This is a genomic window from Streptomyces sp. NPDC059008, from assembly GCF_042749045.1.
Classification (GTDB): domain Bacteria; phylum Actinomycetota; class Actinomycetes; order Streptomycetales; family Streptomycetaceae; genus Streptomyces.
This window is the reverse complement of record NZ_JBHYJC010000001.1, coordinates 273,059-294,332: the sequence shown is the minus strand read 5'-3', so window position 1 is coordinate 294,332 and position 21,274 is coordinate 273,059. Positions and strand designations below refer to the sequence as shown.

General features: G+C 70.9%; 19 protein-coding genes, 1 tRNA gene and 1 pseudogene. 7 read left to right on the top strand and 14 right to left on the bottom strand.

What is annotated here, in order from left to right; translation table 11 throughout:
- Window positions 1-21 precede the first annotated feature (21 nt).
- The 5 genes from ACFWZH_RS01335 to ACFWZH_RS01315 form a co-directional block, all read right to left on the bottom strand.
- On the bottom strand, window positions 22-1,491 hold the full coding sequence (locus ACFWZH_RS01335; RefSeq protein WP_384424208.1) for a peptidoglycan D,D-transpeptidase FtsI family protein: 1,470 nt from the start codon (window positions 1,489-1,491) through the stop codon (window positions 22-24).
- A complete protein-coding gene (locus tag ACFWZH_RS01330; protein ID WP_384424207.1) occupies window positions 1,488-2,870 on the bottom strand; it encodes an FtsW/RodA/SpoVE family cell cycle protein in 1,383 nt (460 codons plus the stop codon). The genes ACFWZH_RS01335 and ACFWZH_RS01330 overlap by 4 nt, the downstream gene beginning before the upstream one ends.
- Before the next feature lie 23 nt (window positions 2,871-2,893).
- Window positions 2,894-4,447 carry a PP2C family protein-serine/threonine phosphatase gene (locus ACFWZH_RS01325; protein WP_384424206.1) on the bottom strand — a complete coding sequence of 518 codons (1,554 nt, stop codon included), beginning with the start codon at window positions 4,445-4,447 and terminating at the stop codon, window positions 2,894-2,896.
- Between the two features lie 132 nt (window positions 4,448-4,579).
- Window positions 4,580-5,107: an FHA domain-containing protein gene (locus ACFWZH_RS01320; RefSeq protein WP_384424205.1), complete on the bottom strand. Its 528-nt coding sequence runs from the start codon at window positions 5,105-5,107 to the stop codon at window positions 4,580-4,582.
- Between the two features lie 10 nt (window positions 5,108-5,117).
- Window positions 5,118-5,936, bottom strand: a complete 819-nt coding sequence (locus ACFWZH_RS01315) for an FhaA domain-containing protein (protein ID WP_384424204.1) — start codon at window positions 5,934-5,936, stop codon at window positions 5,118-5,120.
- 525 nt (window positions 5,937-6,461) lie between these two features.
- On the opposite strand from ACFWZH_RS01315, the gene ACFWZH_RS01310 reads away from it, so the two are divergent.
- A tRNA-Leu gene (locus ACFWZH_RS01310) sits at window positions 6,462-6,545 on the top strand.
- Window positions 6,546-6,834: 289 nt separating this feature from the next.
- Here the strand turns inward: ACFWZH_RS01310 and ACFWZH_RS01305 are convergent.
- On the bottom strand, window positions 6,835-7,800 hold the full coding sequence (locus ACFWZH_RS01305; RefSeq protein ID WP_384424203.1) for a LysR family transcriptional regulator: 966 nt from the start codon (window positions 7,798-7,800) through the stop codon (window positions 6,835-6,837).
- 156 nt (window positions 7,801-7,956) lie between these two features.
- Here ACFWZH_RS01305 and ACFWZH_RS01300 point away from each other — a divergent pair.
- Window positions 7,957-9,087 (top strand): annotated as a pseudogene (locus ACFWZH_RS01300) (MFS transporter); the annotation flags it as partial.
- 159 nt (window positions 9,088-9,246) lie between these two features.
- Here ACFWZH_RS01300 and ACFWZH_RS01295 read toward each other — a convergent pair.
- Entirely contained in the window at window positions 9,247-9,897 is a 651-nt protein-coding gene (locus ACFWZH_RS01295; protein WP_384424202.1) for an FMN-dependent NADH-azoreductase, read from the bottom strand.
- Window positions 9,898-10,023: 126 nt separating this feature from the next.
- Between ACFWZH_RS01295 and ACFWZH_RS01290 the strand changes: the two genes are divergently transcribed.
- Entirely contained in the window at window positions 10,024-10,386 is a 363-nt protein-coding gene (locus tag ACFWZH_RS01290; RefSeq protein WP_384424201.1) for a winged helix-turn-helix transcriptional regulator, read from the top strand.
- Between the two features lie 44 nt (window positions 10,387-10,430).
- On the opposite strand, the gene ACFWZH_RS01285 is transcribed toward ACFWZH_RS01290, so the two are convergent.
- A complete protein-coding gene (locus ACFWZH_RS01285; RefSeq protein ID WP_384424200.1) occupies window positions 10,431-10,865 on the bottom strand; it encodes a MarR family winged helix-turn-helix transcriptional regulator in 435 nt (144 codons plus the stop codon).
- 156 nt (window positions 10,866-11,021) lie between these two features.
- On the opposite strand from ACFWZH_RS01285, the gene ACFWZH_RS01280 reads away from it, so the two are divergent.
- The 4 genes from ACFWZH_RS01280 (at window position 11,022) to ACFWZH_RS01265 (ending at window position 16,195) form a co-directional block, all read left to right on the top strand.
- Complete coding sequence (locus tag ACFWZH_RS01280; RefSeq protein WP_384424199.1) at window positions 11,022-12,365, top strand: ABC transporter permease; 1,344 nt, start codon at window positions 11,022-11,024, stop codon at window positions 12,363-12,365.
- Between the two features lie 382 nt (window positions 12,366-12,747).
- The gene (locus ACFWZH_RS01275) at window positions 12,748-14,214 is read left to right on the top strand and encodes a DUF2252 domain-containing protein (protein WP_384424198.1); all 1,467 of its coding nucleotides are present in this window, start codon (window positions 12,748-12,750) and stop codon (window positions 14,212-14,214) included.
- Window positions 14,215-14,748: 534 nt separating this feature from the next.
- Window positions 14,749-15,840 carry a hypothetical protein gene (locus ACFWZH_RS01270; protein WP_384424197.1) on the top strand — a complete coding sequence of 364 codons (1,092 nt, stop codon included), beginning with the start codon at window positions 14,749-14,751 and terminating at the stop codon, window positions 15,838-15,840.
- 10 nt (window positions 15,841-15,850) lie between these two features.
- Window positions 15,851-16,195: a rhodanese-like domain-containing protein gene (locus ACFWZH_RS01265; RefSeq protein ID WP_384424196.1), complete on the top strand. Its 345-nt coding sequence runs from the start codon at window positions 15,851-15,853 to the stop codon at window positions 16,193-16,195.
- A 245-nt stretch (window positions 16,196-16,440) separates the two neighbouring features.
- Here ACFWZH_RS01265 and ACFWZH_RS01260 read toward each other — a convergent pair whose 3' ends face one another.
- The 6 genes from ACFWZH_RS01260 to paaA all read right to left on the bottom strand — a co-directional run bounded on the left by ACFWZH_RS01260 (window position 16,441) and on the right by paaA (window position 21,256).
- Window positions 16,441-17,574, bottom strand: coding sequence for an acyl-CoA dehydrogenase family protein (locus ACFWZH_RS01260; protein ID WP_384424195.1), 1,134 nt, complete (start codon window positions 17,572-17,574; stop codon window positions 16,441-16,443).
- Window positions 17,575-17,720: 146 nt separating this feature from the next.
- The gene (locus ACFWZH_RS01255) at window positions 17,721-18,764 is read right to left on the bottom strand and encodes a 2Fe-2S iron-sulfur cluster-binding protein (RefSeq protein WP_384424194.1); all 1,044 of its coding nucleotides are present in this window, start codon (window positions 18,762-18,764) and stop codon (window positions 17,721-17,723) included.
- Complete coding sequence (gene paaD / locus ACFWZH_RS01250; protein ID WP_384424193.1) at window positions 18,764-19,261, bottom strand: 1,2-phenylacetyl-CoA epoxidase subunit PaaD; 498 nt, start codon at window positions 19,259-19,261, stop codon at window positions 18,764-18,766. Before paaD ends, ACFWZH_RS01255 begins: the two co-directional genes overlap by 1 nt.
- Window positions 19,255-19,971 (bottom strand): 1,2-phenylacetyl-CoA epoxidase subunit PaaC, encoded by a 717-nt coding sequence (paaC, locus tag ACFWZH_RS01245; protein WP_384424192.1) that lies wholly within the window; start codon window positions 19,969-19,971, stop codon window positions 19,255-19,257. Before paaC ends, paaD begins: the two co-directional genes overlap by 7 nt.
- Window positions 19,971-20,309, bottom strand: coding sequence for a 1,2-phenylacetyl-CoA epoxidase subunit PaaB (gene paaB, locus ACFWZH_RS01240; protein ID WP_384424191.1), 339 nt, complete (start codon window positions 20,307-20,309; stop codon window positions 19,971-19,973). Before paaB ends, paaC begins: the two co-directional genes overlap by 1 nt.
- Complete coding sequence (gene paaA, locus ACFWZH_RS01235) at window positions 20,306-21,256, bottom strand: 1,2-phenylacetyl-CoA epoxidase subunit PaaA (RefSeq protein ID WP_384424190.1); 951 nt, start codon at window positions 21,254-21,256, stop codon at window positions 20,306-20,308. Before paaA ends, paaB begins: the two co-directional genes overlap by 4 nt.
- Window positions 21,257-21,274: the final 18 nt, after the last annotated feature.

Sequence of the window (21,274 nt, the reverse complement as noted above, 5' to 3'; positions counted from 1 at the left end):
CCGGTATGGGCATGACCCGAGTCACTTCTCGCCTTCGAGTACCGCCTCCATGACGCGCTTCGCGACCGGCGCGGCGAGCTTGCCACCGGCGATGTCGTCGCGGAGGGTGTCGGATCCCTCGATGACGACGGCGACCGCGACGGGGGTGCCCTTGTCGGTCTTCGCGTAGGAGATGAACCAGGCGTACGGGTTGTCCTTGTTGTTCTCGCCGTGCTGCGCCGTACCGGTCTTACCGCCGACTGTGACGTCCGGGATCTGGGCGTTGGTTCCCGTGCCCTCCTTGACCACGGTCTCCATGATGCTCTGGATCTTCTGCGCGTTCTCCGGCGAGAGCGGCTGGCTCATCTCCTGCGGCGTGTGCTGCTGGACCACGTTGAGGTTCGGCGCGACCAGCTGCTCGACCATGTACGGCTTCATCAGCTTGCCGCCGTTGGCGACCGCCGAGGCGACCATGGCCATCTGCAGCGGGGTGGCGCGGTTGGAGGCCTGGCCGATGCCCGCCATGGCGTTCTGCGGCCGGTTGTCCGTGGGGAAGATGCTCTCCGCGGCGCGGACCGGAGTGTCGATCTTCGCGTTGTTGAAGCCGAACTTCTCCGCCTCGGACTTCATCTTCTTGTTGCCGAGGTCCGCGCTGATCTTGCCGAACACCGTGTTGCAGGACACCCGCAGCGCCTCCCGAAGGCTGGCGTTCTCGCAGGGGATGTTGCCCTCGTTCTTCAGCTGGAGGCCCGCGGTGTCGGGCAGCGTGTAGGGCAGCGGCGATTCGGTCTTGGCGTCGACGTCGGTGTAGAGGCCGTTCTCCAGGGCCGCCGCGGCCGTGACGACCTTGAAGGTCGAACCCGGCGGGTAGGTCTGGCGCAGCGCCCGGTTGAGCATCGGCTCGTCGGGGTTGTTCTTCTTCTGCAGCCCGAGGTAGGCCTTGGCGTCCTTGTCGCTCATCCCCGCGAAGGTGGACGGGTCGTACGACGGGGTGCTGGCCAGCGCCAGGATCGCGCCGGTCTCCGGGTTGATCGCGGCGACCGCGCCCTTCTGGTCGCCCAGGCCGGCGAAGGCGGCCTTCTGCGCCTTGGCGTTCAGGGTGGTCACGACGTCACCGCCCTTCTGCTTGCTGCCGGTGAACATGTCGACCGTGCGGCTGAAGAAGAGCCTGTCGTCGGTGCCGGTGAGGATGCCGTCGTTGAGCTTTTCGAGCTGGTTGGCGTCGAAGGCCTGCGAGGCGTAACCGGTGACCGGCGCCCACATCTTGCCGTTCTTGTACGTGCGCTTGAACTTGAAGTCACCGCTGTCGGTGGTCGTGGAGCCGGTGACCGCCTTGCCGTCGACGATGATGTTGCCGCGCGGCGTGCTGTAGCGCTCGATGGCCACCCGCCGGTTGTGCGGGTCGTTCTTGAGCTCGTCGCCCTTGACGAACTGCACCCAGTTGACGCGGACGAGCAGGGCGAGGACGAGCAGGCCGCAGAAGATCGCGACCCGGCGCAGAGGCTTGTTCACGGGCGGACCACCTGGGTCATCTCGGCGTCGGTGGAGGGGGCGGGGGCCGGCGCCGGGCGGCGCGCGGTGTCACTGATCCGGAGCAGGATCCCCACCAGCGCCCAGTTGGCGATCACGGAGGAGCCACCCTGGGCCAGGAACGGCATCGTCATACCCGTCAGCGGGATCAGGCCCGTCACACCACCGGCGACGACGAAGACCTGCAGCGCGAACGCGCCGGAGAGGCCGACGGACAGCAGCTTGCCGAACGGGTCGCGGGCGGCCAGCGCGGTACGGATGCCCCGCTCGATCAGCAGGCCGTACAGCAGCAGGATGGCCATCAGCCCGGCCAGCCCGACCTCCTCGCCGACGGTGGCGAGGATGTAGTCGCTCTTCGGCGCGATGCCCAGGATCAGGCGGGAGTAGCCCTGCCCCAGGCCGGAGCCCAGGATGCCGCCGGAGCCGAAGGAGTACATGGCCTGGGCGGTCTCGGTGACACCGCCGTTGAGCAGCTCCAGCGGGTTGAGCCAGTTGTGCACACGCGTCTGGACGTGCGACTCGAACGACGCCACCGCGACCGCGCCGCCGGCGCTGAGCAGCAGGCCGAACACGATCCAGCTGGTCCGCTCGGTCGCGACGTACAGCATCACGACGAACAGGCCGAAGAACAGCAGCGAGGTACCCAGGTCGGTCTCGAAGACCAGGATCATCAGGCTCAGCGCCCAGATGACCAGGATCGGGCCGAGGTCGCGGCCGCGCGGGAGGTAGAGCCCCATGAAGCGGCGGCTGGCCAGCGCCAGCGCGTCCCGCTTCACCATCAGGTAGCCGGCGAAGAAGATCGCGATGATGATCTTCGCGAACTCGCCGGGCTGCAGCGAGCCGAGGCCGGGGATCGTGATCCAGATCTTCGCGCCGTTCACGCCGGGGAAGAACATCGGCGCGACCAGCAGCACCAGCGCGACCACCATCGAGATGTAGGTGTAGCGCTGCAGGACGCGGTGGTCCTTGAGGAAGATCAGGATGCCGAGGAACAGCGCCACACCGAGGGTGGACCACATCAGCTGGTTGGGCGCCATCGCCTTGCCCAGCGAGGGCTCCTGGTCGAGCCGCCAGATGAAGACCAGCCCCAGGCCGTTGAGCAGGGTGGCGATGGGAAGCATCAGCGGGTCGGCGTACGGCGCCCACTTGCGGACGACGAGGTGGGTGACGCCCGCCAGCAGACCGAGGCCCAGGCCGTAGCCCAGCACACCGGCCGGCACCGAACCGTCCTTCGCCAGTCCGACGTTGATGTACGCGAACACGGGAATCAGCACCGCGAAGACCAGCATGGCCAGCTCGGTGTTGCGGCGGCTCGGGGCTCCGATGGTGCCGATGGTGGTGGTGTTGGTGGTACTGCTCATGAGATGTCCGGCCCCCTACGCCCTCACTGCTGGGTGCTGCAATTCTTTTCCAGCTTCAGCTGCTCCTCGGAGGGGGCCTGGCTGGGAGTGGGTGTGGGAGTCGGGGTCACGGTCGCCGCGAGGGCACCGGCCGTGCCCGCCTTGTCGGTGGCACCGGGCTTGGCCGTCGGCGTCCCCGGCTTGGTGGGCGTCCCGGGCTTGGTGGGCGTGCCCGCCTGGCCCTTGCCCTTGTTGCGGGCCGCCTCGCGCTCGGCGGCCTCCCGCTGCTCCTTGCTGCGGCAGGCGTTGGCCTGCTTGCTCAGCTCGGTGACCTTCGCGGCGGCCTGGGAAAGGTTGTCGACCGCGATGGTCTCCTTGACCTGGTTGCGCTGGTACAGCGGCAGGTACTTGAGTTCGATCTCGGGGTGGTCCTCGTCCACGTCGTTGAGCTTGATCCACGCGAGGTCCTGGCTGATACCCCGGTAGAGCGCGACGTGGTCGTCCTTGGTGCCGACGAAGTACTGGGTCTGCGTCCAGCGGTAGCCCGCGTACAGACCGCCGCCGACGACGGCCAGGGCGAGCGCGATGAACAGGGACCGCTTGATCCATCTGCCCCGCTTGGGCTTGACGAAGTCCTCGTCCATGAACGCGCCGAAGGAGCCCTGCGGCGGACCGCCGACCTCGGGGCCACCGCTTCCGGGCGGGCCGAAGGCGCCCCCGGGGGCGGCCGGCTGGCCTCCGGGCCGGCCGAGCTCGGCGGCCCGGGCGGCGGGCGTCTGCATCGTGCTGGGATCGCTCAGCTGGTGCTGGTTCTCCGCGACGGCGCCCACGATCACCGGGGTGTCGTTGAGCTGCCCGGCCATCGACTCGTTGCCGTCCACGTCCAGGACGTCGGCGACGATGCAGGTGATGTTGTCGGGGCCGCCGCCGCGCAGCGCGAGCTGGATCAGCTCCTGCACCGTCTCGTGCGGCCCGTGGTAGCTGGCGAGGGTCTCTTCCAGCGTCTGGTGGCTGACGACACCGGACAGCCCGTCCGAGCAGATCAGATACCGGTCGCCGGCCCGCACCTCGCGGATCGACAGATCCGGCTCGACGTGGTCGCCGCTGCCCAGCGCCCGCATCAGCAGCGACCGCTGCGGATGGGTGGTGGCCTCTTCCTCGGTGATCCGGCCCTCGTCGACCAGCCGCTGCACCCAGGTGTGGTCCTGGGTGATCTGGGTCAGCACACCGTCGCGCAGCAGGTACGCGCGGGAGTCGCCGACGTGGACCAGCCCGAGCCGCTGCCCGGTCCACAGCAGGGCGGTCAGGGTCGTGCCCATGCCCTCCAGCTGGGGGTCCTCCTCGACCATCACCCGCAGCTGGTCGTTGGCGCGCTGTACGGCGCTGCCGAGCGACGTCAGCAGGTCCGAGCCCGGAACGTCGTCGTCGAGCTGGACGAGCGTGGAGATCACCTCGGAGGAGGCGACCTCGCCGGCGGCCTGGCCGCCCATGCCGTCGGCGATGGCGAGCAGGCGCGGCCCGGCGTAGCCGGAGTCCTCGTTGCCCTCGCGGATCATGCCCTTGTGCGATCCGGCGGCGAAGCGCAGTGACAGACTCATGCGCACCTCACCCGTCGGCTCGGGGTACAGCCGGTCTCGTCGAGCCACACTGCCCACCCTCCGGTCGGGAGCACGCCCGGGTCCGCCGAGTGGACCGCCGCGGCTCGCTCGCTGCGCTCGCTCATTGTCGTACTACTTCCGCAGCTCGATGACGGTCTTGCCGATGCGGATCGGGGCTCCCAGCGGAATCGGTGTCGGGGTCGTCAGTCGGGTCCGGTCCAGGTACGTGCCGTTGGTGGAACCGAGGTCCTCGACGATCCACTGGCCGTCACGGTCCGGGTAGATCCTGGCATGCCTGCTGGACGCGTAGTCGTCGTCCAGCACGATCGTGGAGTCGTGCGCACGGCCCAGGGAGATCGTCTGGCCTTGGAGGGCGACGGTGGTGCCGGTCAGCGAGCCTTCGGAGACCACCAGCTTCGTGGGGGCTCCGCGGCGCTGGCGGTTGTTTCCGCGGCCGCCTTCCTGGCGGCGCGGCTGCTGCTGGGGCGCGGCAGCCTGGCGCTGCGTACGCGCATCCGGCCCGCCGCGCCGGGCGGCACCGCGCTGTGTGACGCGCGTGCCGAACAGATCGCTGCGGATGACCTGTACGGCCACGATGACGAACAGCCACAGTACGGCGAGGAAACCCAACCGCATGACCGTGAGGGTCAGCTCTGACATTGCCCCCGCTTCACCCTTCGGCTTGCCGGTAAACGATGGTGGTACTGCCCACGACAATCCGCGAGCCGTCGCGGAGATTAGCGCGAGTGGTGTGCTGCCCGTCTACCACGATGCCGTTCGTGGAACCCAGATCCTGGATCGTGGGGGGCGTTCCGACCCGGATCTCACAGTGACGCCGGGAGACACCCGGGTCGTCGATCCGTACGTCAGCGTCGGTGCTGCGGCCCAGCACGAGAGTGGGGCGCGAGATCTGGTGGCGGGTGCCGTTGATCTCGATCCAGCGCCTGGTCTGCGCGTAGGGCTGCGGTCCTGCACCGGGCGGTGCCGTACGGGGTACGGGCTGTGCGCCGCCGGGAGGCGGGGACGCGGGCATGGGAGGCGGGCTCACATGGCCGCCGCGGGGTACCGCGGGGGCACGATGGGCCGCCGCCGGGCCCGGCTGGTCCTGGGACGAGCTGGAGGCGAGCGTACGGCTGCGGACGCGGTACAGGCCGGTGTCGAGATCGTCGGCCTTCTCCAGATGGACCTTGATCGGCCCCATGAAGGTGTAGCGCTGCTGCTTGGCGTAGTCGCGGACCATGCCGGCGAGCTCGTCGCCGAGCTGGCCGGAGTAGGGGCTGAGGCGCTCGTAGTCCGGCGCGCTCAGCTCCACGATGAAGTCGTTGGGGACGACGGTGCGGTCGCGGTTCCAGATGGTGGCGTTGTTGTCGCACTCGCGCTGCAGGGCGCCGGCGATCTCAACGGGCTGCACCTCGGACTTGAACACCTTGGCGAAGGTGCCGTTGACGAGACCTTCGAGACGCTGCTCGAAACGCTTCAGTACTCCCACGGGGCACCTCCTTCCTCAGCCTTCGTCGGGGTCGTCCTGATCGGGTCGTCCTGATACTGCTTACTGATCGTATCCACGCGTCGGGAAATCGGCTGGTTCCCCTTTCCCGCCTTGAGGACGAGTGTCGCCCCTCACAGGGTTGCCCGGTGCTTGCTTGCTCCTTGCCCACTGCTCGTGCACTGCGATCGTAGATGTGCCCCGAAGACAGTGTCCCGCAACCGCCGACCACCCCTGCCGGGCGGGGGCCGGAGCCGGACACCGTGCGGCACGAGCCGTTCCGGCCGCCTCCGGGGTGGCCCGGGTGGGACTCGTTCCGGTTGCGGCTACCGCGAGTGTGACCCCTCGGGGCGGCACTCGGCGAATGCCCGAGGCGAGCAGGGTGCCACCCCGACCCGGGTGCCCGGGGGAAAGCCGTGTGAACCCACCCCTGCCAGCGTGCTAATGTTCTGGATGTCGGAAGGCGCTCGCACAAGACCCGGACGGAACACCCCGGATCACGTGAGAGAATCAAACGGCAGCACCCATGCGCGGGTGGCGGAATAGGCAGACGCGCTGGATTCAGGTTCCAGTGCCCGAAAGGGCGTGGGGGTTCAACTCCCCCCTCGCGCACAGATGAGACCCCCGGTCTCCGGAGAAATCCGGAGACCGGGGGTTTCTTGTTGTCTTCGTCACGCTGTTGGGTATGTCACGGGATTTGGCGGGCGGGCCGGGGCGGGCGGAGTCCGGGCAGGGTGCGGGCGGGGGCGGCGCGCGGGCGGCGCGGAGGTGAGCGTGGACGCCCGGTCGGGACGTTTGCGGGTTACCTCACCTTCGCGAGGTGTGGGCATTCTTCTATATGTTTCATTCCCTTTGTCTGTTTCACCTTCTCCCTCTCGGCCGCCCACTTCGCCTCCCTCACCTACATGGCCTTTGTGCTGCCCTCTGCCGGCTCGGCGATCTCGGTCACGGCCGTGCGGAAGGCGCGGACGCGGGCCGTTTCCCGCTCGGTGTGGTGGACGAGCCCCAGGACGGAGTCCGGCAGGCCGGCGACGGGGACGAAGGCGATGTCGCGGCGGCCGTGGTAGTCGGCGGTGGGGCGGCACAGCAGCATCCCGCCGCGGTCGGCCGCGGTGAGGGTGAGGCCCTCCTGCAAGGTGCTGACCCTGGGGCCGGCGGGTATCGGGCGGCCCTGGGGGGTGGCGGCCGGGGCGTGGGCCGCGCGCCAGTAGGCGGGCGCCGGGTCGCCCGGGGAGATCAGGGCGATGCCGGCGAGATCCTCGGCGGTGATCGTGGCGCGGGCCGCCAGCGGGTGGCGTACGGACACCGCGAGGGTCTGCTGCTGGGCGGAGAAGACCGGGCCGAGGGTGAGATCGGGCTCGGCCATGGGCAGCAGCGTGACGGCGACGTCGACGGTGCCGCTGCGCAGCGCGCCGAAGGGGTCGCAGAGCGGGATCTCGACGATCTGGGTGGCGCAGGCCGGGTGGCGGCGGTGGAAGGCGTCGATGGCCCGCATGATGCGGTCGTCCGCGGTGCCCTGGAAGCCGATCGTCAGCCGGCCCTCGATGCCGCGGGCGGCGCTGCGGGCACGCTCCACGGTGGCGCGCAGCGCGTCGTAGGCGGGGCGCAGCGACATACGGAACTCCTCGCCGAGCGGAGTCAGGCGGACCCGGCGACTGGTGCGGTCCACCAGGCGGGCGCCGATCCGGGACTCCAGGGCCCGCAGGAGCTGGCTGACGCGGCTCTGCGACACATACAGCCGCTCGGCGGTGCGGCCGAAGTGCAACTCCTCGGACAGGACGAGGAAGCACTCCAGCTCGCGGAGTTCGAGCCCGGGGGCGGGGCGGTGGGCGGTGGTGGTCGTGGCCGGGGGGCCGCTGCCGCTCATGGGGTCCTTCGTGGGGCGTTCGTCAGGTGGTGGCCGGTGGCAATGGCTCTCTGCGGATCGATGCGTCCGGCTCGTAGGCGGATCGATAAGTCCTGCTCATAGAAGGGTGAGAAGTTGGCCGTTGTTCCCCGGCGGGCGCGGGCGTTGGCTGGGGACATGACGAACGGTGAGGGCGGGACGGCGGTCCGCGGACGTGAACCAGGCGGACGGCTCGGGGAGTTGGCGGGAGTACGGGGCGGTGGCTGGCCGGCGGTGGGGGCGCTGGCGGCGGCGACGTTCACCGTGGTGACGTCGGAGATGCTGCCGGTGGGGCTGCTGACGCCGATCGGCCGGGAGCTGCGGGTCTCGGAGGGCACGGCGGGGCTGGCTCTGACCGTGACGGGCCTGGTGGCGGCGGTGGCCGCGCCGGTGCTGACGTTGCTGGTGGGGCGGCGGGACCGGCGGGCGGTGCTGGCCGCCCTGATGGGCACGCTGGCGGTGGCGAACCTGGTCGCGGCGTATGCGCCGAATGCCGTGGTGCTGCTGGCGGCACGGGTGCTGGTGGGGCTGGGGATGGGAGGGGTGTGGGCGATCGCAGCGGGGCTCGCGGTGCGGCTGGTGCCCGGCAGACGGGTCCCGGCGGCCACCTCCCTGATCTTCAGCGGGGTCGCGGCGGCGTCGGTGCTGGGGGTGCCGGCCGGCACGTTCCTGGGTGAACTGGGCGGCTGGCGCAGCGCGTTCGTGGCCATGGCCGTGGTCTGCGGCGCGGTGGCGGTCGCCCTGGCCGTTCTGCTGCCGCCGCTGCCGGAGGACCGGGCGCTCCGGCTGGACGGCGTGCTCCGGTTGCTGCGCGGCGCTTCCGTGCGGACCGGACTGCTGCTGGTGGCGCTCCTGGTGACGGGCCACTTCGCCGCGTACACCTATGTGCGGCCGGTTCTGGAGCAGGTGGCCGGTGCGCGGGCGGACCAGATCGGCACGCTGCTGCTGGCCTTCGGCCTGGCGGGCCTGGCGGGCAACTTCGCGGCCGGTGCCGGTGCGGCGCGCGCACCCCGGGCGGCGCTGCTGGCGATCTGCGGGGTGCTCGCGGGCGCGGTGCTGCTGGTGCCGCTGCTGGGGCGCGGCGCCGGGGTGCCGGGTGCGGCCGTCCTGGTGGCCGTATGGGGCCTGGCCTACGGGGGCGTGTCCGTCAGCACCCAGAGCTGGCTGATGGCCGCCGCGCCGGGCGCCCGGGAGGCGGCGTCCGCGCTGTTCGTGGCGGTGTTCAACGGGGCCATCGCGCTGGGCGCCCTGCTCGGCGGCCGGGGCAGTAGGTGGGAGGAGGGGAGCGGCTCTCGGGTGCCTGCCTCGGGCCCGTTGGCGGGGTGGTGCGACGGTGGTGCGACGGAGGAGTGGGCGCGGGCCCGGGGGCGTTGGCAACGGGCGGGGTGGAGTTGCCGGTGCCCCCGGGGCGGGCGCGGGTGGTGGGTCTCAGGCGGCGAGGCGTTCGGCCAGGGCCTTGGCCTTGGCGGCCGCGTCCTGGTGGGCCTTGTCCCGGGAGGTCTCGTAGAGGGGGACCAGGTCGGCCATCGCCGGGTTGCGGGGGGCCATGGTGAGCTCGGGGACGATGAAGTCGACGTCGAGGCCCATGCCGCCGTTGAGGACGGCCTCAAGGTAGTTCTGGACGTACTCGAAGGACTCCCGGGGCGTGCCCGGTGCGTACGAACCGCCGCGGCTGGCGACGACGGTGACCGGGGTGCCCTTGGCGGACGGCGTCTCGCCCGCCGTGCGGCCCATGATGATCACCTGGTCGAGCCACGCCTTGAGCGTCGAGGGGATCGTGAAGTTGTACATCGGCGCGGCGATCACGATCGCGTCGGCCTTCTCCAACTCCTCGGCGAGCTCGACCCGCAGCGCGAAGGCGGCCTGCTGCTCGGGGGTGTGGGTGGCCGGGTCGGAGAAGGCGGCGGAGGCGGCGACGCCGTCGAGGTGCGGCAGCGGGTCGGTGGCCAGGTCGCGGTGGACGACCGTGCCGTCGGGGTGCTGTTCCTCCCAGGCCTTGCGGAAGGCCGCGGTGACGGAGCGGGAGGCGGAGCCACCCTCGGGGAAGAGGGAGGAGTCGATGAGCAGGAGCGTGGCCATGGGAATCGGTCCTTCGGTTCGCGGTCGGACGGGGCGCGGCCGCTGGTTGAATTCCGTACGTCCCTATTAATAACACAGGAGCTTACTTTTCTGCAGTAGCCAACGAGAAGGCGGTACTCTGGGTGTATGGCGGACCACGGCGAGGCGATGTGCAGGCAGGTCGACGACGGCATGGCGCGCGTCTTCGAGCTGTTCGGGAAGCGCTGGACGGGGCTGATCGTCGCCACTCTCATGCCGGGTCCGGTGCACTTCGCCGACCTGCGGCGGGCCATTCCCGGGATCAGTGAGCGGATGCTCTCCGACCGTCTGATGGAGCTGGCGGCGACCGGTCTGCTGGTTCGCGAGGTGGACGCGGGGCCGCCGCTGCGCGTCTCGTACCGGCTGACGGAGGCCGGTCTGGCGATGGAGCCCGCGCTGAAGGAGCTGGGGCGCTGGGCGGAGACGTACCTCGCCGACGGGGGGCAGTGTCCGGAGCGGTTCCGGAAGTAGCCGGACGTGGGGAGCGGGCGGGCGGCGCAAGCCGGGCAGCGCTCTCACTCGAGTCGCTCCTGTGCGGCGTTGTAGCGCCGCAGGTACGTCGCGAAGCGGTCGAGATCGGCCTCGTCCCAGTCGGCCAGCCGCTGATGGAACGCCTGGCGGCGGCTGGCGGTGACGTTGGCGAGCACCTGGGCGCCCTTCTCGGTGGGGTGGAGCACCTGGACGCGCTGGTCGTCCGGGTCGACGCGGCGCTCGACGAAGCCGAGCTTCTCCAGTGCGGCGATCTGCCGGCTGACCGTGGACTTGTCCAGGAAGTAGTGCGCCGCGAGGTCCGTGGCGCGGCATCCGTGCTGGTCGTCGAGGTGTGCCAGCAGGGTGTAGGAGACCAGTGACAGCTCGGGGTGCATCCGGGCGGCGGTCGCGCGGGCTCGTCGGGCGAACGCGGTCATCTCCTGCTGGATGGTCTCGACGGAGTCGTCGCGGTGGGCCACGGCTTGCCTTCCCTAGAGGTGGTTGTATAGTACAACGTAATCAAGAGTTGTATTTGCCAACTAGATGGGTCGGTAGCCGGTGACGACGGCGCCACCGGGGGCGACGGCGGACATCTGGTGGCGACAGCCGAGCCGACGAGCTGAGAAGGCCTGCCCATGAGTACGGTCCGACGTCCTGACCACCACCGAAGCGAACGACACGGCGGCCACCGTTCCGCACGCCCCGCTCACTCCACCGGGCTGCGCCATGTCCTGACGCACCTGATCACCCCGCTGCTGATGTGCATCGGCATGGGGCTGGCGTACCTGGGCGCGTTCGCGAACCCCGCGCCGCACGACCTGCCCGTGGCGATCGTCGGATCGGGCCGGAGCGCTCAGCTGCTCGCTCAGTCGATCAACGACCGGGCGCACGGCGATCTGGAGGTGCGGACCGTCGGCAACCGGGCGGCGGCGGTCGAGCAGCTCAAGCACGAGGACATCTTCGGCGCGTACGTGATCGACGCGAGGGCGCAGGGCGCGACGGCGCGGGATGCGAGGTCGGATGGTGCGGGATCGCGTGGTGCGAGGGCGCATGGTGCAGGGGCGCATGGTGCGAGGGCGCATGATGCGGGGGCGCATGGTGCGAGGGGTGCTTCGGCGGATGCCGTAGGGGGTGCGGCGGCGGCAGCGGCGGGCTCGGCCAGGCCGGCGCCCGAGCTGCTGGTGGCGACCGCCGGGTCCGACACCAGCGCCTCCGTGGTGCAGAAGATCTTCACTCCCCTTGCCGCGCAGCAGGGCGCCCCGCTGAAGGTCACCGACGTGGCGCCGACCGCCGAGGACGACCCCACCGGCCAGGGCGTCTTCTTCCTCCTGGTCGCGATCAGCATCGGCTCGTACGCCTCGGTCGCGGTGATCGGCGGCGCCGGAGCCGGGCTGCCGCTCCGGCTCCGGGCGGCGCTGGCGATCGGCACGTCCTTCGTGGTCAGCCTCATCGGCGCGGCGTTCGCGGGCCCCGTGTTCCACCTAGTCGACCACGGCCTGTGGGGCGTGTGGGGCATGGCGTGGCTCTACTCCGCCGGCATCCTGCTGATCGGCACCGGCCTGCACACCTTCCTCAAGCGCTGGACGACGCTCGGCGTGATGGCCCTCTTCGTGATGCTCAACTTCACCTCCTCCGGCGGGATTTTCCGCCCCGAGATGCAGAACGGATTCTTTGCTGCCCTGCACTCCTTCTGGAACGGCGCGGGCTTTGTGGAGGGCACCCGCAGCCATGTCTACTTCGACGGCTACGGCCTGTCCGGACACCTCTGGACGCTGGTGTGGTGGCTGGTCGTCGGTGTGCTGACGGTCGGTGCGGCGGCGCTGGCCGAGAAGCGGCGGCGCGCGGCGGAGGCGGAGACGGCCGCCAACGCGGTGGCGGTGGCGGCCGCCGCGGTGGCGGCGACCGTGCCGCCGCGGCAGCCGAGGGGCGTTGAGGACGAGGATCTGGAGGAGGAACTGGAGGAGGCGGTGGGGGTGTAGTGGGGGATGGGGGTGGTTGGTGGTTGATGGTCGGTGGCCGGCGTGGCGATTGGCGCTGCGATTGCCATGACGGTTGCTGTTGCCATGGCTGTTGCTGTTGCTGTTGCTGTTGCTGTTGCTGTTGCTGTTGCTGTTGCTGCGACTGCGACTGCGACTGCGACTGCGACTGCGACTGCGACTGCGACTGCGGCTTGGGCTGGAACTGCGGCCGGGGTTCTGGGAGTCCTGGTCCCTGGCGCCGCCGGATAGTTATCCACAGGCTGTGCGGGCTTCGGCGAAGTGTCGGTAACGTCGTTGCTCGTCGGCACGCCGGGACCACTCGGCGGCCGACGAATACGCAGGACACGAGAGATACAGGTCGTGAAGGGGGAGGTGGCCCGCCATGTCGCGTGTGCCGTACGTACCGGGGTTTGCGAGGGCGGACGCGCAGGGTCCTTCGGGGGCGTCGCCCAAGGCCGCCGGCCGGGCGCTGCGGGAGCGCCTGCCCCGTTCCGAGCAGGGCGCGCTGTCGATCGCGGCCGGGCGGCCGGATCCGGTCATGGCCGTCGAGGCGTCCAACGCCGGGCGACTGCCCGAGCTGACGCCGATAAGGGTCGGTCGGATGGCCGCCAGTCCCTTCGCCTTCCTCCGCGGCTCTGCGGGCCTGATGGCGTACGACCTCACGAATGGCCCCGTGACCGGCATCGGCGCGCAGATCTGCGGGGACGCGCACGCAGCCAACTTCGGTCTCTACGGCGATGCCCGCGGCGGTCTCGTCATCGATCTCAACGACTTCGACGAGACCGTGTACGGGCCGTGGGAGTGGGACGTGAAACGACTGGCGACGTCAGTGGTGTTGGCGGGCCGCGAGGCCGGCGCCAGTGAGGACGACTGCCGCAAGGCGGCGCAGGACACGGCGGGCGCGTATCGGCGCACCATGCGGCTGCTGGCCAAGCTGCCGGTGACCGAGGCGTGGAACGCCATCGCCGACGAGGAGTTGGTCTCGCACACCGACGCCCGGGATCTGCTGGGGACGTTGGAGCGGGTGTCGGCCAAGGCCCGCAAGAACACCAGCGCGCGGTTCGCGGCGAAGGCCACGGAGCGGACGGCGGACGGTGGACGGCGGTTCGTGGACGCGCCGCCGGTGCTGCGGCGGGTGCCGGACGCGGAGGCCGCAGCGGTGGCCGCGTCCCTCACCGCCTATCTGGAGACGCTGCCCGATGACCGGCTGCCGCTGCTGTCCCGGTACGCGGTGCACGATGTGGCCTTCCGCGTGGTCGGCACGGGCAGTGTGGGCCTGCGCTCGTATGTGGTGCTGCTGCTGGACCATCGGGGCGAGCCGCTGGTGCTGCAGGTGAAGGAGGCGCGCGCCTCGGTGCTGGCGCCGTATGTGGAGAAGGCCGGTTTCCCCATGCCGTCGGCGATACACGAGGGGCGCCGGGTGGTGCTCGGGCAGCGCAGGATGCAGGTCGTCAGCGACATCCTGCTGGGCTGGACGACGGTGCAGGACATAGCGACGCCCGCCCGGGGAGGGGTGGCAGCAGGAAGCGGCCGCCCGGAGGGTGGGTTCCTGGACGGACTCCCCTTCCAGGTCCGGCAGTTCAGAAACCGCAAGGGCAGCGTGGACCCGGCGCAGCTGTCCGGCGACCAGATGGACGACTACGCCCGGATGACCGGCGCCCTCCTGGCCCGAGCCCACGCGCACAGTGCCGACCCGCGTCTGCTGGCCGGCTACTGCGGCAAGAGCGAGGAGCTGGACGAGGCGGTGGCACGGTTCGCCCTCTCGTACGCGGACCGTACGGAAGCGGACCATGCAGCCTTGACCGCCGCGGTGAAGACCGGCCGGATCGCGGCTGAGCTGGGGGTGTGAGTTCCGGGGGAGGTCGGTAGGCGCGCCTGATATTTCCGTTGTACCTGTCATGCGTGTCATGCGTTTCGTGCCTGTCGTACCTGTCATGCGTTTCGTGCCTGTCGTACCTGTCATGCGGGTGGTGCGGGTCGTGGGTGTCATGCGGGTGGGGTCGTGGCTGTCATGCGGGCGGTGCGGTCGTGCGTGCCGGGCTGGTTCGGCCGGGGGGCTGGTGGGCTCGGGCGGTTGACCGGCTTGGGCCGTTGACCGGCTTGGGCGGTTGGCCGGCTGGGGAGGCTGGCTGGGCTGAAGAGGTTGGCGGCGGTGGTGGTGGGTGGGGGGAGGGGCCCTGGGGCCCCGGGGGGGGGAGGGCAAGGGGGAAGGCCGAGAAGCAGCGAAGCGGGCCAGCGGTCGTGAGGACGTCGGAGGCCCCCTGGCGTGGTGTGGAGGTGCCCAGTCCGTACCAGCTCCGGCATGGGGGTGGGGGTGCCAAGCCGTCCCAGCCCCGGCATGGGGTGGAGGTGTCAGCCCCTGCATGGGCCGTACGCTGACCGGGTGACGAACTCGCACGCGGAGAACGCGCAGGACGGCCAGCACCAAGCGGACGCACCGGGCACATCGGGCGCCCAGGGTGGTTCGCAGGCACCCGACGCCCGCGGCGGTGGGCAGGATGCCCAGGTCGGGCACGGCGGTCGCAGCCCGGAAGATCAGGTCGCGGGCTCGGGTGAGCCAGGGGTTGCCCAGGACGCCGAGGCCGATTCGACCGCCGGGCCGGCCGGGGCTGGGGACGGGCCGGGCATTGAGGCGGGTACCGCACCGGCTGATGCACCGAGTGGCGAGCCGGGCGCTGAGCCGGTTGGGCCGGCCGCTCAGGACGAGGGGACCCGGCGGCTGGCGAAGGCGGTGCTGGCCGCGGAAAAGGCGCTGATCGAGTTCGAGATCGCCGTGGAGACCTTCCGGGTCGAGGTGGAGAACTTCTCCCGCCTGCACCACCAGCGGCTCGGCCCCATGTACGCGCGGTTGGACGAGCTGGACGCGCAGATCGCCGAGGCCGTGGCAGCGCGTACGGGCGACCCCGAGGACATCCGTAAGGCGCGGGAGGCACGGGCCTCGGTGCTGCCGATGCCGGAGGTGGAGGAGCTGTTCCACGGCTGGATGGGGTCGGAGGGACTGTTCCCGGAGGCGCAGGCGATGCTCACCGAGCGTTCGGTGCGGCCGCCGGAGAAGGTGCGGCCCAGCGAGGGGGCCCGCAAGGTCTACCGCGACCTGGTGCGCAAGGCCCACCCGGACCTGGCACGGAACGAGGCGGAGCGGGCACGCCGTGACGCGTTCATCGCGCGCGTCAACCTGGCGTACGGCCAGGGCGACGAGGCGGTGCTGCGGGAACTCGCGCGGGAGTGGGAGGCCGGTCCCGCACCGGTCGAGGAGCGGCTCAGCGAGAGCGAGGAGCTCTACGCCCGGCTGGAGTGGCTGACCGAGCGCAAGGAACTGCTGGCCGCCGTCGCCGCCGAGCTGGAGGACAGCGCGATCGGCTCGATGATCAAGATGGCGCCGGAGGACCCGGACGCGCTCTTGGACGAGATCGCCGAGAAGCTGCTCGCCGATGTCGCAGAACGCGAGGCCTACCTCGCGCAGCTCGTCGGGTAGCGTCGTGACCATGCAATTTGGTTCTGTACCCACGGTCGCTGTCGACGCGCTCTCGTCCGGCGACTTCCTCCTGGACGTGCGTGAGGACGACGAGTGGGCGGCCGGGCACGCCGAGGGCGCGCTGCACATCCCGATGAGCGAGTTCGTCGCCCGCTACGGGGAGCTGACCGAGGCGGCGCCCGAGGGCGGCAAGGTGTATGTCCTGTGCCGGGTCGGCGGGCGTTCCGCGCAGGTGGCGCAGTATCTGCTCCAGCAGGGCGTCGACGCGGTGAATGTCGCGGGCGGTATGCAGGCCTGGGAGGCCGCCGGTCGTCCGGTGTCGGACGGCAAGGGCGGTTCGGGGACGGTCATCTAGCCCGACTTTGTAGTGGGCTTTGTGGTCGGGCCTTGTGGCCGGGTGTTGCGGGGGCCGTCGTCGGGTCCACCTGTCCGGGTGTTCGACGGCCTGCCCGTCCGCTGACCTCGGTCTGCCGGGGGCCGGTCCGTCGGTAGTTCAAGGCGTCAGTGCCGGCGTGCGGCCAGTCCGCGTGCTGCCGTGCTGCCTTCCGCGTTCCGCTCCCCTGACGCTCCCCTGACGCTCCCCGGCCCTCACGCTCCGCCTCAGCCCAGTGGATGCGCCGCCAGCAGGTCGCCGAGGGCTTCCTCGTGGGCGGCGGCCGGGCCCAGGGAGAGCTCGAGCTGTTTCGCCCAGGCGTGGTAGCGGTGCAGGGGGTAGTCGGTGTCCGCGCCGAAGCCGCCGTGCAGATGCTGGGCGGTCTGGACGACGCGGCGTACGCCTTCGGAGGCCCAGATCTTGGCGACCGCGATGTCTCCGGCTACCGGTAGCGGGCCGGGGGCGTCGGTGGTGAGGCGCCAGGCGGCCTGCCAGAGTGTGGCTTCCATGGCGCGCAGGTCGATGAAGCGGTCGGCGGCCTGCACGGCGACGGCCTGGAAGGTCGCCACCGGGAACCCGAACTGTTCGCGCTTGCCGGTGTAGTCGCCGGTCATCGCGAGTACGCGTTCGCCGAGGCCCAGGGCGAGTGCGCAGGTGCCGGTGGTCAGGACGTTGCGCAGCGACTTCCAGGCGGCGGGGTCGCCGATCATCTCGTGGGCCCTGATGCGCACGGAATCCAGCCGGACCTCGGCATGGCGCTCTCCGCTGGTGGATATCTGGTCGCCGAGTGTGACGCCGGGGCGGGTACGGGGGACGAGGGCGAGTACGGCGTGGCCGTCGGTGGTGTGGGCGGGGAGCAGGATCCGGTCCGCGGTGTGCCCCCAGGGGACGGCGGTCTGGGTGCCGTCGAGGAGCCAGTCGGCGCCCTCCTGGCGGGCGGTCACGGCGAGCTCGGCCGGCTCGTGGCCGGTGCGCCCGGCGGAGGCGACGGTCACGACCAGGTCCCCGGCGGCGATGGGGGGCAGCACCTCGGTACGCAGCTCGTCGGTGGCGTAGTGCCGGAGGGTGAGTGCCGCGGCGCTGGACTCCAGCAGGGGGACCCGTGCCAGGACCTTGGCCGACTCGCGCAGGACGAGGCAGAGTGCGATCGGGTCGAGGCCCGCCCCGCCGTGCTCGGGTGCGATCGGCAGGCTCAGCAGGTCGGCGTCGGCGAGCTGGCGCCACAGGGGGCGGTCGAAATCGTCGGCGACCGCGCCCGCGGTGAGTGCGGGGCTGGGAACGCCGTCGGGTGCGACCCCCGAGAAGACGGCCTTCGCCGCTTCGACGGCGGCCTGCTGCTCCTCGGTGAAGGTGAAGTCCACTGGTCTGTCCTCCCGCGCGGCGCTTCGATCTGACGAAGCGTCAAGGTAGAACAGGTTGCAGGAATTGGGAATGGTGAGGGCGGTCAAAGGCGCGGGGCTACGAGCGGGTCGGGGTGTGGCGTGCGCTCGGGGCGCCGCGCCGGGCGCTAACGGTCGAAGTCCAGCTCGACCTTCTCCGTGACCGGATGGGACTGGCAGGCCAGGACGTAACCGGCGTCGACCTCGTCCGATTCCAGGGCGAAGTTGCGGTCCATGCGGATCTCGCCCGAGACCAGGAAGGCCCGGCAGGTGCCGCAGACCCCGCCCTTGCAGGCGTAGGGGGCGTCCGCGCGGTTGCGGAGCACCGCGTCGAGCAGGGGCTCGCCGTCGTGGACCGGCCAGGTGCCGGAGCGGCCGTCGAGGGTGGCGGTGACGGTGCTGTGCGCGGGGGTGGCGGTGGCCGGGACGGCCGGGGCGCCGTTGTCTATGTGGAAGATCTCCTCGTGGATGCGGGATCGGGGCACATCGAGGGCGCGCAGGGCGCGCTCGGCCCCCTGGACCAGGCCGTACGGGCCGCAGAGGTACCAGCCGTCGACGGAGTCGATCTTCAGGAGGGCGGGCAGGAGGGAGCGCAGTCGGGCCTCGTCCAGGCGGCCGGACGGCAGGCCGGCCTGTTGCTCCTCTCGGGAGAGGGTGTGGATGAGCTGGAAGCGCTGGGGATAGCGGTCCTTGAGGTCGGCCACTTCCTCCAGGAACATCGTCGAGGCTGCCGTGCGGTCGCTGCGCAGCAGACAGAAGCGGGCGTCCGGCTGCTGGGCCAGCAGTGTGGCGGCGATGGAGAGCACGGGGGTGATGCCGCTGCCGCCGACGATTCCGACGAAGTGGCCGGGGCGTGGTGCGAGGGTGAACCGCCCGGCCGGGGCCATGACCTCCACCGTGTCGCCGACCGCCAGCTCCTTGAGGGCGTAGGTCGAGAAGGCGCCGTCCTCGACGAGGCGGATGCCCACGCGCAGCACGGGCTCGTCGGTGGCGGGGGTGCAGATGGAGTACGTACGGCGGATCTCCTGGCCGTCGACCGTTCTGCGCAGCGCGATGTGCTGCCCGGGGGTGTGCCGGAAGGTCGTGCGCAGCTCGGGCGGGACCGTGAAGGTGACGGCCACCGCGTCGTCCGTGAGCCGCTCGATCTCCCGGACCTGGAGCGGGTGGAACATCACAACTCCTTGAAGTGGTCGAAGGGTTCACGGCAGGACTCGCAGCGGCGCAGTGCCTTGCACGCCGTGGAGGAGAACCGGCTCAGCAGGGTGGTGTCGGTCGATCCGCAGTGCGGGCAGCGGATCGTGAGGTCGACGCTGATCGGTCCGGCGGCTGGGCCCGTGGGGCGCGGTGGGGCGATGCCGAATTCGGCCAGCTTCCGGCGGCCCTCGGCGGTGATCGCGTCGGTGGTCCACGGTGGGCTGAGGACCGTGCGGACCTCGACCTCGGGTATGCCGCGGTCGTGCAGTACGCGTTCTATGTCGGCGGACATCGCCTCGATGGCGGGGCAGCCGGTGTAGGTGGGCGTGAGCCGGACCTCGACGCGGTCCGGGGCCGTCAGCCGTACGTCGCGCAGTACGCCGAGCTCGGCGAGGGTGAGGACGGGCAGCTCGGGGTCGGGAACGGAGCCGGCGAGCGCCAGTAGTTCCTCTTCGAGGGCGGTGGTGGTCACCATGTCGCTCCCGGGTGGCTGCGGTGGAGGTGCTGCATCTCGGCGAGCAGTCGTCCGAACGGCTCGGTGTGCAGGCCCTGGCGGCCCGCGCCGGCCGTCCAGGCGCCGCGCTGGGGGCCTTCGGGGACGGCGAGGGTGGCCTGTCCGAGTGTGGTGGTGATGCGGGTCGTCCAGGCGTCGTGGAGGGTCGGCCAGGGCACCGACTCCAGCCCTTCCACCGGTGCGAACATCTCGCCGGTGAACTGCCAGAGGGCGTCCAGGCCACGCTGCATCCGGGTGTGGCTCTCGTCGGTGCCGTCGCCCAGGCGCAGTGTCCACTGCTCGGCGTGGTCGCGGTGGTAGGCGACCTCCTTGACGGCCTTTGCGGCCAGCGGAGCCAACTCGCTCTCGCCCTCGGCGAGTCGCTCGTACAGCAGCTCCTGGTAGGTGGAGAAGTAGAGCTGGCGGGCGATGGTGTGGGCGAAGTCGCCGTTGGGCTGCTCGACCAGCTGGAGGTTGCGGAACTGCCGCTCCTCGCGCAGATACGCCAGCTCGTCCTCGTCGCCGGCCAGGGAGAGCAGCACCCGGGCCTGGCCGAGCAGGTCCAGCGCGATGTTGGCCAGTGCGACCTCCTCTTCTAGGACCGGGGCGTTGCCGGCCCACTCGCCCAGGCGGTGGGAGAGGATCAGGGCGTCGTCCCCGAGGGGCAGGGCCGGGGTGGCCGTGGCGTTCATCAAAGGTGATGCACCCCGTCCGGGATCTCGTAGAAGGTCGGGTGGCGGTAGGGCTTGTCGCCGGCCGGTTCGAAGAAGGCGTCCTTCTCGTCCGGAGAGGAGGCGGTGATCTGCGCGGAGGGCACCACCCACAGGGAGACGCCCTCGGAGCGGCGGGTGTAGAGGTCGCGGGCGTTGCGCAGGGCCATTTCGGCGTCCGGCGCGTGGAGGCTGCCGGCGTGGGTGTGGGAGAGTCCGCGGCGGCTGCGTACGAAGACCTCCCACAGGGGCCAGTCCGCCGGCGGGGCCAGCGCTCCGCCGTCGGCTGCCGGGGTCTCGGTGGGGCGGGGTGTCGTCATCGGTCGGCCTTCCCGTGCTTGGCCGCGTGTGCGGCGGCGGCTTCGCGCACCCAGGCGCCTTCCTCATGAGCTCGTCGGCGGCGGGTTATCCGCTGTTCGTTGCAGGGGCCGTTGCCCTTGAGGACCTCCCGGAACTCGGCCCAGTCGATCGGGCCGAAGTCCCATTGGCCGCGCTCTTCGTTCCACGTCAGGTCCGGGTCGGGGAGGGTGAGCCCGAGGGCCTCGGCCTGGGGGACGCAGATGTCGACGAAGCGCTGCCGCAGCTCGTCGTTGGAGTGCCGCTTGATCTTCCAGGCCATGGACTGCGCGGAGTGCGACGACTCGTCGTCCGGCGGGCCGAACATCATCAGGGACGGCCACCACCAGCGGTTCACCGCGTCCTGCGCCATGGCGTGCTGGGCCGGTGTGCCGCGGCTGAGGGCCAGCAGGAGTTCGTAGCCCTGCCGCTGGTGGAAGGACTCCTCCTTGCAGATACGGACCATCGCGCGGGCGTAGGGGCCGTAGGAGCACCGGCACAGCGGGACCTGGTTCGTGATCGCCGCGCCGTCCACCAGCCAGCCGATGGCTCCGACATCGGCCCAGGTCAGGGTCGGGTAGTTGAAGATCGAGGAGTACTTCTGGCGGCCGGAGTGCAGCTTGTCGAGCAGCTCGTCGCGGCCCGTGCCCAGGGTTTCGGCGGCGCTGTAGAGATACAGGCCGTGGCCGGCCTCGTCCTGGACCTTCGCCATCAGGATCGCCTTGCGGCGCAGCGACGGTGCCCGGGTGATCCAGTTGGCCTCCGGCTGCATGCCGATGATCTCGGAGTGGGCGTGTTGGGCGATCTGCCGCACGAGTGTCGAGCGGTAGGCGTCCGGCATCCAGTCCCGCGGTTCGATGCGCTCGTCCGCGGCCACGGTGGCCTCGAAAGCGGCCTCGCGGGCCGTCTCCTCCGGCGCGATCGTCGTCATGTGGTGCCCCCTCGCTCC